The sequence below is a fragment of the Streptomyces sioyaensis genome (assembly GCF_004122735.1).
GTDB classification, from domain to species: Bacteria; Actinomycetota; Actinomycetes; order Streptomycetales; family Streptomycetaceae; genus Streptomyces; species Streptomyces sioyaensis.
In genome coordinates this window covers 25800-39636 of record NZ_SDIF01000040.1, presented here as the reverse complement: position 1 = coordinate 39636, position 13837 = coordinate 25800, and the positions used below count along the sequence as shown (strand labels likewise).

The 13837-nt window shown below is 67.2% G+C and carries 9 protein-coding genes and 1 tRNA gene; 5 read left to right on the top strand and 5 right to left on the bottom strand.

Annotation, left to right across the window (positions count from 1 at the left end; translation table 11 throughout):
• Positions 1 to 18: 18 nt before the first annotated feature.
• From EST54_RS16270 to EST54_RS16260, 3 genes are all read left to right on the top strand, one after another.
• Positions 19 to 1608 carry an alpha/beta hydrolase gene (locus EST54_RS16270; protein WP_129248347.1) on the top strand — a complete coding sequence of 530 codons (1590 nt, stop codon included), beginning with the start codon at positions 19 to 21 and terminating at the stop codon, positions 1606 to 1608.
• A gap of 102 nt (positions 1609 to 1710) precedes the next feature.
• Positions 1711 to 1784, top strand: a tRNA-Thr gene (locus tag EST54_RS16265).
• A gap of 1164 nt (positions 1785 to 2948) precedes the next feature.
• Positions 2949 to 4928, top strand: a complete 1980-nt coding sequence (locus EST54_RS16260) for a DNA cytosine methyltransferase (RefSeq protein WP_129248346.1) — start codon at positions 2949 to 2951, stop codon at positions 4926 to 4928.
• On the opposite strand, the gene EST54_RS16255 is transcribed toward EST54_RS16260, so the two are convergent.
• A complete protein-coding gene (locus tag EST54_RS16255; RefSeq protein WP_129248345.1) occupies positions 4840 to 5337 on the bottom strand; it encodes a very short patch repair endonuclease in 498 nt (165 codons plus the stop codon). The genes EST54_RS16260 and EST54_RS16255 overlap by 89 nt on opposite strands.
• Here EST54_RS16255 and EST54_RS35450 point away from each other — a divergent pair.
• Positions 5294 to 5584 (top strand): hypothetical protein, encoded by a 291-nt coding sequence (locus tag EST54_RS35450; RefSeq protein ID WP_239013570.1) that lies wholly within the window; start codon positions 5294 to 5296, stop codon positions 5582 to 5584. The two genes, EST54_RS16255 and EST54_RS35450, sit on opposite strands and share 44 nt — an antisense overlap.
• Before the next feature lie 38 nt (positions 5585 to 5622).
• Here EST54_RS35450 and EST54_RS16245 read toward each other — a convergent pair whose 3' ends face one another.
• The 4 genes from EST54_RS16245 to EST54_RS16230 form a co-directional block, all read right to left on the bottom strand.
• Positions 5623 to 7632 carry an AIPR family protein gene (locus EST54_RS16245; protein ID WP_129248344.1) on the bottom strand — a complete coding sequence of 670 codons (2010 nt, stop codon included), beginning with the start codon at positions 7630 to 7632 and terminating at the stop codon, positions 5623 to 5625.
• Positions 7625 to 8635, bottom strand: coding sequence for a PD-(D/E)XK motif protein (locus EST54_RS16240; RefSeq protein WP_129248343.1), 1011 nt, complete (start codon positions 8633 to 8635; stop codon positions 7625 to 7627). The genes EST54_RS16245 and EST54_RS16240 overlap by 8 nt, the downstream gene beginning before the upstream one ends.
• Positions 8632 to 11427, bottom strand: coding sequence for a Z1 domain-containing protein (locus EST54_RS16235; protein WP_244942536.1), 2796 nt, complete (start codon positions 11425 to 11427; stop codon positions 8632 to 8634). The genes EST54_RS16240 and EST54_RS16235 overlap by 4 nt, the downstream gene beginning before the upstream one ends.
• A gap of 63 nt (positions 11428 to 11490) precedes the next feature.
• Positions 11491 to 12963, bottom strand: a complete 1473-nt coding sequence (locus EST54_RS16230; protein WP_129248342.1) for an ATP-binding protein — start codon at positions 12961 to 12963, stop codon at positions 11491 to 11493.
• A 145-nt stretch (positions 12964 to 13108) separates the two neighbouring features.
• Between EST54_RS16230 and EST54_RS16225 the strand changes: the two genes are divergently transcribed.
• Positions 13109 to 13663 carry a nucleotidyl transferase AbiEii/AbiGii toxin family protein gene (locus EST54_RS16225; RefSeq protein ID WP_244942535.1) on the top strand — a complete coding sequence of 185 codons (555 nt, stop codon included), beginning with the start codon at positions 13109 to 13111 and terminating at the stop codon, positions 13661 to 13663.
• Positions 13664 to 13837: the final 174 nt, after the last annotated feature.

The following is a 13837-nucleotide window of genomic DNA, read 5'->3' as shown; positions in this document are numbered from 1 at the left end:
GACCAAGGGACACCGCCCATGGCCACCAGCCGTCTGCTCCGCACCTCCGCCGCCGTCCTCGCGGCCACCGCTCTGCTGATCTCCGGCTGCTCCTCGGGGAGTTCGTCACCCGGCGGTGAGGCGGCCGCGGGCCGCACCACGGAGTCCGGTGCCCAGCGCCCCGCCGGCGACGCCACCCTTGCGCCCCTCCCGTCCTCCACCCCCGGCAACCTCCGCCCGTATTACGACCAGAAGCTGAGCTGGCATTCCTGCGGAGCGTCCGGATTCGAGTGCGCCACGATGAAGGCCCCGCTGGACTACGCCAAGCCCGACGCCGGCAACGATCTCAAGCTCGCGGTGGCCCGAAAGAAGGCCACCGGCCCCGGCAGCCGGATCGGCTCCCTGATGGTCAATCCCGGCGGCCCCGGTGGCTCGGCGATCGACTACCTCCAGCAGTACGCACCCCAGCCCGCCGCCGTCCGCGCCCGCTACGACATGGTGGCCATGGACCCGCGCGGCGTGGCCCGCAGCGCACCGGTCGAGTGCCTGACCAACCAGCAGATGGACCGCTTCACCCAGACCGACCAGACCCCGGACTCACCCGCCGAGACCACCACGCTCGCCAACGCCTACCGCGCGTTCGCCAAGAGCTGCGCATCCCGCTCCGGCAAGCTGCTCCCGCATGTCTCCACCATCGAGGCCGCCCGTGACATGGACGTCCTGCGCGCCGTCCTGGGCGACGCGAAGCTCACCTACGTGGGCGCCTCCTACGGCACCTTCCTCGGCGCGACCTACGCCGGCCTCTACCCCTCCCGCGTCGGCCGTATGGTCCTCGACGGTGCCATGAACCCGGAGCTGGACTCCCGCACCACCAACCTCGACCAGACCACCGGCTTCAACACCGCCTTCACGGCCTTCGCCGCGGACTGCATCAAGCACAAGGACTGCCCGCTCGGCACGAAGAGCACCGCGGATGCCGGCCGGCAGATGTCCGCCCTCTTCAAGAAGCTGGACGCCCACCCGGCAGCCACGGGACAGGTCCGAAAGCTCACCGAATCCCTCGCCACCACGGGCGTCATCGCCGCCATGTACGACCAACGGGCCTGGCCCGTCCTGCGCGAATACCTCGCCCAGGCCGAGGCCGGCGACGGCCGCGGGCTGCTCACCCTCTCCGACAGCTACTACGAGCGCGACCCGAACGGCACCTACAGCAACCAGATGTACGCCAACCCCGCCGTCAACTGCCTCGACCTCGCGTCCGCCTTCCGCAACCCCGACCAGGTCCGCGCCGCCCTGCCCAGCTTCCGCAAGGCCTCCCCGGTCTTCGGCGAAAGCTTCGCCTGGGCCGCCCTGAACTGCGCGTACTGGCCGGTCAAGCCCACCGGCACGGCCCACCGCATCGAGGCCAAGGGCGCCGCCCCGATCCTCGTCGTCGGCACCACCCGCGACCCGGCCACCCCCTACGCCTGGGCCAAGGCCCTCGCCGGCCAGCTCTCCAGCGCCACCCTCCTCACCTACGAGGGCGACGGCCACACCGCCTACGGCCGCGGCAGCGACTGCATCGACACCGCGATCAACACCTACCTCCTCAACGGCACCGTCCCCCCGAAGGGCAAACGCTGCAAGTGACCCGCACCACACCGCCCACACCGCTTCCAGCCAACCGCTGACCAGCCCCTAAACCGGTTACAGAGCACCCCTCAGCGATGTGTAGACTGGGCCGCGCACCACGCCGCCTTAGCTCAGTTGGCCAGAGCAACGCACTCGTAATGCGTAGGTCTCGGGTTCGAATCCCGAAGGCGGCTCAGTCAAACCCCAGGTCAGGCCTCTGACCTGGGGTTTCTTGTCTTCATTAGTCCTGGATCCGGGCTAATCGGACACCTTGGGCCTACGCATTGCAATGCGTAGGCCCAAGGTTGAGCTTTCTTGGCCCTATGGGCAAAGCGCGCCTCTGAGCTGGCTTTTTCCTGCCTGGGGTAGTCGGTCGGGGCCGTGCAGTGGGCCGGGGTGGACGACCGGTGGACAGGCGTGCTTGATGTTCCGTCAGGGGCTACCGCTGCCGTCCTGGTGAAGGTGAAGTGAGGCCTTCCCCGATGTTGGAAGATCGGCGGCATCGAGACTGTTCAGTCGTCACAAACCTTACGGGCGGGTCCGCCCCGGAGGCGGTTGCGTCTTGGAGCGGACGCAGGAGCTGAACCAGCGGGGTGTTGAAGGAGCGGCTGCGTGATCGAACCGGCTTCCTCGGGCGGGAGACCGACCTCGCCGCGCTTGACGAGGCTGCTAGGGCCCTTGAACGGCAGATCGCGCCACTCGAAGCCGTCACGACGGCCGACGGTGACGCGGTCGAGACGGCTCCGATCCCTCTGGTGCGCCCCCGAGGTCGTTGAGGCGGCCTCAAGAGTGGGAGAGCAGAAGTCGGCAGCGAAGGGGTGCTCCCGGTTGCCGGGAGGCATGTTCCTGCTCATGCACAACCAAGCGGGCCCGTTCGCGTAACCGACGGATTCCAAGCCCACGCCGGCCAGTACGGAGACGGGCGACATCTCACGCTGCGCTCCACCAGGCAGCGAGCCGACTGATGACGGGATCATCGGCCCCGTCTCCTCCATGCCGCCGAACGACTGACGTCCGTCGCGATCTCTTGCCGCTGCGAGGGGCCAATTCGGCCGCCGTCCGTGCCCTGCGCCACGAGGCTCGCGTTGAACCTGTGGCTCCAGAGAATGAACGCCAGAACGACCCCGCAGTGGTGATCTTGACCATGCGGATCCGTACTATTGTTCGCTGCGGATGGGGTCAAGGTCGTGTATCAGCTGCACGGGCCGGTTTCCCCGTAATATTCTCGGGATGCCTGCGGCATCCTACCGGCTGACCTCGGCCATTTCGGCAGGCGAAACAGCGGTCCCTTGATCTTGCCAGTAGAAGCGTGTTCTCCTGGTGCTCGTTCTACTCGTCGGTGTGTGGAGGTTCGTACTGTGACCAAGCAGTACTACGGCGTACCTCTGGAACGAAGCGACCAGCTGAAGCTCCCGGCCAACCGCAACAGCTGCAAGCCCGAAAAGTTCGCTGACTGGCTGGAAGGCTACGGCAAGGAGCGGCGCCTCGCCGTCGACCTGTTCTCGGGGGCGGGTGGGCTCAGCCTCGGTCTCCAGCGAGCCGGATGGACCGTGGCGGCGTCCGTGGACTCCGACGAGCGCGCCTTGGAGACGCACGCCAAGAACTTCCCCGGGATGAGTCTCCGTATGGACCTTGGCAAGCCCGAGGTTCGAGACGAGCTCGAAGCCCTGCTCAAGCCTGCGGAGGGCAAGATCGATCTCGTCGCGGGTGGCCCACCCTGCCAGCCGTTCAGCCGGGCCGGACGCAGCAAGATCCGCAGCCTCGTGAAGCACCACGGCCGTGATCCGGAGGATCACCGCAAGGAGCTCTGGAAGGCGTACCTCGACGTCGTGAAGCGGCTGCGTCCGCGCGCCGTGCTGATGGAGAACGTGCCCGACATGGGGCTCGGCGACGACTTCATCGTGATCCGCACGATCGAGCAGGAGCTCGAGGAGCTCGGATACGCCACGCAGGTGCGCCTCGTCGACGCGTGGCGCTACGGCGTTCCCCAGCATCGCAAGCGGCTGATCCTGCTGGCGCGGAACGACGTGGAGCGGTTCGGCTGGCGTCCCGAGAGCGAACGGCGCACCACACTGCGCGACGCCATCGGCGACCTCCCCGTGCTGCCGGTCAAGGCCAGGGAGAAGGTTGGTGACCGGGAGTGGGAGTACAGCGAGCCCGAGGAACTGTCGTCCTTCGCGCGGGAAATGAGGAAGCGCGCGCCGAAGGAGCACGTCTGGGATCACATGACCCGCAGGGTCCGGGAAGACGACTGGCTGACCTTCGACAAGATGACCTCGAAGTCCCTGTACTCGGACGTCGACCCGGAGCTCCGGCGCTACGACGCCGAACAGTTCACGGACAAGTACAAGAAGCTGGACTGGGGCGACCTCAGCAGGTCGATCACCGCGCACATCGCCAAGGACGGCTACTGGTACATCCACCCGGAGCAGAACCGAACCCTGACCGTTCGCGAGGCGGCGCGGATCCAGACCTTTCCGGACCGGTTCCGCTTCGCCGGGACCCGCAGTGACGCCTTCCGGCAGATCGGCAACGCGGTTCCCCCGCTGCTCGGGCAGGCGGCTGCCGAGGCTCTGCTGCCCGTGGACGGGGACGAGTCGGCCGAGGGCGGTCTTCAGCCTTACTGGCGGACGGTGCGTGAGGACCTGACCAAGTGGGCGGCGGAGCGTCGAGGGGGAGCCGACTGGTTCCAACTGCCCGGGGAACGCATGTCACCGCTGCAGGCCACGGTGGTCGCGCTGCTGTCCGGAACGCGTCTGCAGTCGGCTCAGCTCGCCAAGATGGTCGCTGCGGTCAAGGGACGTACGACCCTGACGCAGACCGAGTACCGGGCCCTGCTCGACGCCGCACCCACCGAGTCCGCGCGATCGCGGGTCGACCGGCTCGCCGTCGTTCTGGACGAGCCGGAACTGTGGAACGACGCCGACGCCATTCCTAAGCAGTTGAAGATGAAGCCCGCCGAGGCGACCCTGTATCAGCTGCTGACGGGGAAGGACCTGCTGTGGATCGGACAGGCCGCACTACGCGTGGCCGCCAGGCTGAACGGCAGTGACTCCGACCGAACGAACAGGCTCAGCGACGGCCGGGTCAACCTGGTGAAGCTCGTGGGCGCAGGCGAGGAAGCGCCTCTGCGCATGGCGGCCCTGCGCCTCATCGGGAACACCGTCTGCCGGTCCAGAGAGCCGCTTTGCGTCGAGTGCCCCCTAGCCCGGTACTGCGTCGACAAGGACAACGTCGCCAGCGACCTGTTCACTGACGCGATGAGCGGGGAGCGCGGCAGGGACTCGGTTCCCGCCCAGGCTCGCGGAACCGGTCGTCGCACCGCAGCGCGGCGCTGAGCGCGGCGCGTTCGGCGTCCGCGCGGATCTCACACTCCCAGACGCGCACCACCGTCCAGCCGGCGTCCGCGGCTGCGGCGGTGTTCCTGCGGTCTCGTTGTCTGTTCGTCTCGATCTTCTCCGCCCAGCGGCTGGCGTTCGGCCCTCCGAACGTAGTGGGGCCGTGTACGGGACACCCGTGCCAGAAGCATCCGTCGACGAACACGGCAACCCTGTACCTGGGCAGGACGAAGTCGGCCGTGCAGCGAGGGGTGACCTTGCGTTGGAGGCGGAACCGCAACCCAAGGCCGTGTACGGCACGCCGCAGCGACACCTCCGGTGCGGTGTCCCGTGTGTGACGGCCGCTCAGGTACCGACTTCTGTCAGTGCTGACCCAACCGGTGCTCGTCGACTTCTCATCCGATGCCATGCTCGTGATCCCAGACCGTGTGCTGCTCCTGGACGGGGAGGGTGCCACAATCCTCCCCACGATTCAGGAACCCGCTGAGATCGGGATCGACGAACAGGGCAGGGTGCAGCTCTCGCTCGGGCTGCTCGCGGAGGCGGGGATCACGCCGGGAGCGGAACTCGTGGCGTTCAGCGACGGAGACGGTCGCATCGTTCTCCGCCGCCACGAGGACGCCGTGAGGGACCTGTTGGAGCGCGGTCACCTCTGAGCTCCTCCGAACCGTCGCATGGCGGTGGCCGTGCGACGCTACGGACTCGGGGTGAACCCGAGCGACAGGGCTTCGTTGCGCACGTGCAGCGCCTGGACCGCCTGCGGCTCGGGGATCTCTTGGCCCAACTCCAGACGTCTGCCGACGAACTCGGCGAGCTGTCGTTGCGAGGGCTCGAGGTTGCGAGTCTCCTTCGCCCATTGCTCGACGGCGTACCACTCGTCCGCGGGGACCGCCGCCACCTCGTCGGAGGCGCCCTCGCGCACGCCGGTTCCTCCCGCGAGGGCCTCCTCGTCCAACGGGTCCTCGCGCAGCTCCTCCTCCAGCGAACGGGGCACCACCCAGCGGATCTTGGACACGGCGTCCCAACATGCGACCTTCTTGGCCCACTCGCCCACGTGAGTGCCCTCACGTGGCGAGGTGACGACCCTCATCACCCGTGGGCAGAGGTCGTCGATGGCGGTTTCAAGCGCCGGCGAGATCGTCTGCTCCCGCCAGATACGGTCGAGGTCGATCCGGCAGTTGGTGGCGAGGGACAGACGGGCGAGCGTGTAGGTCGTGATCATGCTCTTGTAGCTGCCGGCCTCGTGGGACGCCGCCACGCGGTCCACGGCCCTAAATAGGACGCCCATCGCGATGGCGCGTTGGCAGTACTGCACGTTGACGTGTGGAGGCACCTCGTTGATCCGCACCATGAATGCGGAGAAGTTCTTCTGTGCTCCCCTGCTCACCTGGAACGGGAGCTGGTTCCAGGAGTTGACGTACTTGGCGAGGTCAGCCTTGGTGAACTTCAGTCGCGGCGGGTTGAGCGTCTTGAAGGCGCGTTGTCTCGCAGGAGTCCGGGCCTGTGCCACCGCGTCGGTGTACTGGCCGCGTGCACGTTCGTAGAACCAGTGAGTCTCCTGGCCGCTTCCGTCCGTGGCCGGAGCCCAAAGTGACCGGGTGATCTGTTGGACGGCCACGTGGTAAACGTGGTTCGAGCTGAAGTCGACGAGCGTCACCCGGTTCTGTGTGTTGGAGTACTCGGAGATCAGGGGGACGATCTCCGGAAGTCGCTCGGGCGACACCTCGGTGAGCTTCATCTGCACTGAGACGTTCGACAGGTCCGCCTTGTCCCGGCACTCCGCATAGTGCAGGGACGCGGTGGTCTGGCCTCCGTTGACCACCTGCATCCCGTGGACACGGGATATGCCGGTGGGGCGACCGTCCGGCCCGTGGACGAACTCCACCTTCGCCGCCGTCGCCGTGATCCCGTTGTTGTAGGCCAGGAACTTTCCCGGGGCGTTGAGCAGGGTGTCCCTGATACCGCGGTTCACGGCACCGCGCGCCTGCAGGAACGAGCGGACGTTCAGTTCGAGCAACCGGGGCCCGTACTCGCCGTACAGCGACGCCAGCCGCTGGCCGGGGACGACGGCCATGGTCACCGAGTGATCCGGATCGCTGCTCGGGGCGGAGACACAGGGCAGCGGTGGGTCGAACGAGACCACGATCGGTTCGCTGACGCTGCCGGACGTCGCGTGCCGGTGGAGCCGCGCCAGGTCCCACACCTCGTGGGTCACGGGGAGGTCGTCGAAGTCGGTGGGCGGGACCGCGGCGCCGGTGCTGACACGGTTACTGAGGAGGAAGAGCCTGATGCGCCTCACCTCGGTGAGGGCCTTCTCGACGGCCGTGCACATGTCGTAGACGTCGAAAGACGGGTCGATGTCCCGCCGTAGTCCGTCGCGACAGCGCCTGATGAAGGTGAGGAGCCGTCGGAAGGCGGTCTCGGTGTCGCTCTTCGAGAGCTTGGACTCCAGGGGGTCCAGGTGGAAGTCCGTGACGAACAGGTCCAGGCACTCGCCCGACTCACCCACACCGTATCCGTGCACGAGATGGCCGTGTGCCATGTGGTACGCGGTGAAGGTGTTGGCCGCGATACCGGCTTCTTCCAGGTCGTCGAGGACCTTGCGGGTGAACGCCTCCGGGGTCGTGGTCCGCTCGGCGTCAGCGGTCGCCTGGACGTCCGCGACGAGGTCGCGGGAGTACGCGGACAGGTCGAGGTCAGGCATGGGGCCCCTTGATGAGTTCGGTCACCTCGTCGGCGGTGGCACGGAAGCGGTCGAGGCCGGAGGTGCTCACGTGGTACGAGCAGTCCCCGACGCCGTCGGGGAGGTCAGACTCGACAATTCTCGGGAAATCCTCCCGAACATGCCAGAAACGCAGGTCACGGAGGGTGTAGCGGGGCTCGTCGTACAGCTCGTGCTGGCCGGGCAGGTACCCGACCTGGATGAGGCGTCCGTCGAGGCGGGCTCGTACGGCGGGGCTGATGAGCCGCTCCCGTATCTCATTCACCAGCCTGTTCAGGCTCGCCCCGGTGCCGCCTCGTCGCTCGTCGAGCAGGGTGAGTGCCAGGAGGAGGGCGGGGGTGCCGGTGTCGTCCAGCTGCCGCTCGCTGGTGACGCGGATTCCCCGCGGGCGTTTGGTCGTGCTGGCCTTCGTCTCGATCGCGACCCCGGGCATCTGGAAGTCCTGGTTCGCTCCACTCGGTCCGGTCCACGCCTCCACGGCCTCGGTGGGGTCGAGGACGGAAAGAAGGTGATCACGTAGCACCAAGAGCTCACCGACCAGGCCGCGACGTGCCTCGGGCCCCAGGCCGTCCCTGCTGACTGCACGCAGGAGGTCCTGCCACCTCTCGAACCGGTCGACGGCCGCGGTCAGGGCGGCCGCGGCCTCCGGGGCGCTCCGGACGGTGTCCGCCACGTCACTGACGAGCGGGTTGAACACCTCCCTGAGCTCGTTCGCGGTGAGGATCACCTGAAGTTCGTACTCAAGGCGGGACACGGCGCTGAGGTGCATCTCGAAGCCGGCCGCCTTCGGCAGCTTTCCCACCGAGCGCACGATGTGGTCCGCCGAGTGTGCGTCGGTTCGGAGCACGAGCATCCGTTGGTGCCCGGGATGGGTGACCGACAGGAAGACGTCCAACGGCGCCTCCGGGTGCAGCCGGAGCCTGGACCGTCCCGGAGCGCCCTGCGGAACCTCCAGTTCCTGCCATTCCTCCTCGGTGACGGTCACTCCGAGTCCTCCTCGTCGTCGACGTCGTCGTCCAGCCCCTCCTGCTTCCAGATGCTGTTCACGACGTACTCGGTCTCCGCCTGGTGCTCGGAGCGGGGGAAGTTCACCTGGAAACCCACGAGCGGGGGGTGCTGCGCGGAGATCTCCCGCTCCGCGAGGTCGACCAGGTAGATCAGCAGCAGTGCCTGGTCCGGACGGCGCTGGTGGCGCAGGTGCTCACCGGAGGGAGCCCGGGGGACCTTCACCTTCTTCTTCTTCTCCGCGGCCTTCTGCGTGTTTTCCAGGGCTGTGCTCACCTGGTCGGGGTCGAGGCCGGTCCGTTCATCCTTGGGGCTGACGAGACGGCGGATAATGTAGCGCCCGTCGGTCTTGTACCCGGGGTCGTTGATCGGAGCCCTGGACACGGGGCCGATCTTCCGGTTGGCGACTTCCTGTGTCTCCTCCGTCGCCGCCTTTCCGACCAGACGCACCGTCCATTCGGACAGCTCGTTCACGTTGGCGCACTTGTCGATGTACTTCGCGATGAACCGCGGCCGCACCCGTGCAGCCATCGAGTCGGTGACGTACTTCGAAAGGAACTCCGAGACGGCCTCGCGGGGCACTCCGGTCCAAATCACGCTCCCGCCCGGGGCCTCGGGCTCCGGTGCCGAAGTGCTGTCCATGCGCCGGACGAGGTCCTCCAAGAGCCTCAGGTTGTTCTCACGCACCCTCTTGGAGAGATTGAAGAGCGTCGTCTCGGGCCCTTCCCCGGAATAGCTCAACCTGACCGGAGTGCCCTGGCGCATCTTGTTCGGAGCGGTGATGGTGAGGCCGAGGGAGGAGGCGCGGACCTTGAACCCGAACTGGCTCGGTGTGAGGTCGAGCGCCGCCATCTCCTCGACTTCACGCCGCAGTTCGTCGGTCGCGGCAGTCACCTCGACGTACTTGGCCTGAAGCGCCGGGGTCGTGTACAGCCGGCACAGGTCCTCGTAGCCGGGCCTGTAGCCGAACCAACGGCCCATCTGGAGCAGCGTGTCGTAGGTGTTGGACGTCCGGAGGTAGTAGCTGACGGTCAACCCCTCAAGGGTGAGCCCCCGGGAGAGCTTCTGACCACCGATGGCGATCACCCAGAAACCGTTCCTGCGGTGCTCGTAGTACTCGAGCGCGTCCCGGGACGCGCCGTTGACAGTCCTGACCACGATCTTGCGCAGAGCCGACTGGACGTGTTCGGAGACCTCCTCCCAGCTCAGCGGCTCGACCTCGCCCGTGGGGAACTGGTCGGTGGTGGGGACGAAGTCCCGCTCCCAGAGGGTCCGGAACTCGGCTGTCGTCTGCTGGGAAGCCTGCCCGTGGCGGTCACGCAGGGAGTCCTTGAGGAAGCCCAGGTAGTCGAACACCTGGTCATGGACGATCCGCTGGACCGCAGTGAACCGTGTGACGTGTACCAGCATGGAGTTGTGCATCCGCGCCTGTCCCCTGGCCTTCCTGGCCGCACACGCGAGCACGAACGAGGCGATCGCCTCGCGCAGCGACAGCGGAAGGTCATCGGAGGGGACGAACGAGGACTTGTGCTTGCTCGGGATCCAACGCTCGGCGTCGTTCACGGACCGCAGGAGCGGCAACGGGGCGACGTCCTCCTCGTCCTCGTCGTCGACTTGGAGGCCGAAGACGCGTTCCGGGCCGAGGTAGTTGGACGGGGAGGGGAGGGCGCGGATGAAGCTGTCGGGAAAGAGGTCCGCGCCGAAGGTCGGGTGCTCGACGTCGGGGTCGATGTAGATGTTGGCGAACGGTGTCGCCGTGTACCCGACGTACGCGGACTTGTCGAAGGTCCGCATGAGCTCCCGGATCGCGCCGTTGGTCCGGGTCGGGTCGGCCTCGGGGTCGCGCTTCGTGTTGACGGAGGCGTTGTCGGCCTCGTCGTCGATGACGAACAGGGGGATGTCACGGATGACGGTGCGGCCGGTCTCGTCCTCGGTGCCCTTCACTTCCTTGACCCAGTTGCGCAGGTACTCAAGGATCTTCCAGTGCTTCTTGACCACGAGGACGACCGGGAAGTGGCCCAGGCGCACGGAGTTGAAGGCGTTGGCCGCGGAGCGACCGAAGTCGCCCTTCTCCGAGCTGTTGGTGGGTGAGGCGATGTCCAGCCGCTTGGCCCCCGGCATGCGTCCGGCGCCCATACGGCTGCCCGCCTCGTTGGACCGCTGCTGGTGCTGGGAGTCGAAGCCGAGCAGACCCTCGTCGACACGGAGCTGGGTCTGGCTGCGCAGGTCGTTGTGAATGCCGGCGAGGATCACCACGAGCTGGTACCCCGCGTCCACGGCCTTCGAGGCGAGCCCGATGTACTGCCCGGTCTTCCCAGACTGCACCTGCCCGATCACGAGCCCCGTCCGGCGCCAGGAACCCTCACGTTGGGGGTCCTCGAGCTGGCTGAGTACCTCGTCGGTGCTCTGGTCCAAGCGGCGCACGACCGCGGGCGGCAGGTTGCGCACGTCCTCCAGATAGCGGCGGTAGCGCTCCCAGAACTCCCACTCACGGTCGTTCTTGGCCTCCGGCAGCCAGGGTTCATGTTTCGTCGTGTCCCCGTCGTCCAAGCCGGAGGACCCCTCCTGGAAGACCGCCGTGACCTGTTCGATCTCCTTGGCGAGCCTGTCCCTGTCCAGCACCTCTCCCTGGCCGGCCAGCATCCCGAAGATGACGGTGACCGCGTTGTCCACCTCCTTGGGAGACGGCTGACGGTCCTGAGAGAACATCGCCAGGACCAGGCGCTTCGCCTTGGCGAGGGACTCGTCGACTTCCTCGGGGACGGGGTTCACAACGGACCTCCGGGTGGACTGAAAAGGTATCGAGCAGGGTAGAGGCGACCACTGACAACGGGGTCACGTGTTCCAGAACCCCTGCATCTGGTCGAAGGGAGGCATCGTCCTCAACCGCTCCCGGGCTGCGGCGGGAGACCGGCCGTCGAGGATCATCACCTCGTAAATCCGCTGTGCGACCTCGGCCGCCTTGGCGTCGGCCGGTCCGGGACCGCCGAAGGGTTCCGGATCGTCGACGGTGTCCGTCTCGTGCAGGACCCGTAACGCGGTGACGGGCACCGTCTCCTCCAGCAGGTGGATCAGGGCTCGCACGTCCCGTGCCTCGCCGCCGCGCCGCAACAGCGCCGCCACGAGAGGGTGTTCACGGTTGATCCGACAAGTGACCTGGTCGTCCCGGCGTCCGACCTTCCAGGCATAGGCGAACGGGTCGCCGTGGGTGCGTGCGGCGATCTGCCCGCGATGCCGGAGCACGTCGGCGGCCTGCCCGCGTGCGCGCAGGGCGATGCGGCGGAGGTGGGGGCGCAGACCGACGGGCGGAACGACGCTGGACTTGCGGACGTCGACTCCCCATTCAACGTCCGTCTCCGCGGGGATCTCCACGGCGATCCGCGCCAGGTTGTACTTCTCCTCGCGGCGTAGGCCCTTCTGCCCGAGCCAGTCACCGGCCAGGATCAGCCGGTCCCGGCGATAGACGTAGAACCCCTGCTGGTCCAGCCACCCACGTGGGCCCGCGGCCTTCTCGTACTCCTCGTCGGTCAGACGCTGGACGCTCGGCAACACGAACCCCTCGACCCTTACGCGCCCGGAGCCCAGCACGAGGGTTTCGGGAGGCAGAGGCAGCACGGAGGGATGACCCGACAGGAACGGGTCCCACGGCTCGACGACGTCACCGGACACACGGATGACGCACCGTCGGCTGCCGACCAGGAAGCGTGCGAACACCATTCCCAGGTGTGCCCCGACGCGGTCCACCTCAGCGTAGAACTGCTTCTGGGTCTGCTCGTCGTCCTCCGTCACGCCGTCCACGCGGTACCCGTTCAGGCGCCGCCACAACACGATCGTCCCGTGGCCCGCGGTGCCCCTGATCCTGGTCAGCAGCTCGGTCGTCTCGTCGTCCGCACCATGGAGGAGACGCCACTCGCCGAACTTCTCGACGATGTCGAGATCCCACGTACGCACGTGCCACTCCCCCGACCTGGCGGTGGCGACGGTGAGCTGTCTGGCCTGGGAGAACGACGCGGACTTCAAGCCGACGCCGAACCGTCCCAGGTCGGTGGGGCTCCGTGGCGTGGAGGGCCCCCGCGCGGCCACTGTCATCGCCGTGGCCAGTTCACCGGCGTCCATGCCGTTGCCGTCGTCGACGACCGCGACCCACGAATCCGGTCCGGCCCACGTGAACTCGACGTCGACGTTCCGTGCGTTCGCGGAGACACTGTTGTCCACGAGGTCGGCGATGGCCGCAGGGAGGGAGTAACCCAGGGAACTGAGCGAGGCGATCATGCCCGCCGGTTCCGGGGCCGCGATGTCGTACGTCATGGGTTGTCCCGGCCCTGCTTTCCCCGTGTGCGAGTCGCTGCCGGGAACGAGGCTGCAGCGGAACCCGGCTGTGCGGAGTGGACGCCGTCAAGGTGGTCACCGTGTACACCGTCGAGTCCGCGCGCTCGTCGATCGTACTGGAGCCGTGACCGGGCGATCCGGGGTTCCGCGGATCGCGTTCCCGGTGAGCGGGCATGAAAACAAGGTCGAGTTGGCAGCAGAGTTCCTCCAGCGACCGCCTGTGGCGACCGAATGGGGGCAGGTGCTGCATCGGGACGATGTGGCGGCCGGCAAGATGGAAGCCCTGTTCTCCCGGGCCGAGGTCCGTGACTTCATCGACGTCGACGCCCTCATCCAGGCTGGGTGCTCGCGGGAACGGCTGATCGAACTTGCAGCTCAGCGGGATGCAGGCTTCGACAGGGCTGTTCTGGCTCAGATGCTGGCTGGTGTCGGTCGATTCAGCGATCGGCAGTTCCTGGTGCACGGGGTGGATCAGGCCCGGGGCGACGGCGTCCGCGCACAGTTCGAGGACTGGCGGCAAGAGCTTCAGAGCCCGGACATGAACGGCGCGCGTGTGGCAGCGGCCCGATCTTCTTCCCCTGCTGCGAACAGGGCCCGCACGGATTCAACTGCACCTTCCAGTCCAGTACCCCCGGCGGCTGGCATGCCCCGCCGGGAACATCCGAGCAATGGTCCCTGATGTCGCTGAGTCTGCTTTGCGCCAGGCGATCACAACCGGTTGCGATCACTCGTACGGGTGAATCTCTTGTTATTGGAGGTTCTTTCCGCGTGCGTATGGATGACGCTAGTGATCAGCCAGGGGCGTGAGACGCTGCGGGTTTCAACCCGGGACATGGGGAGGGTGCGGTGACTG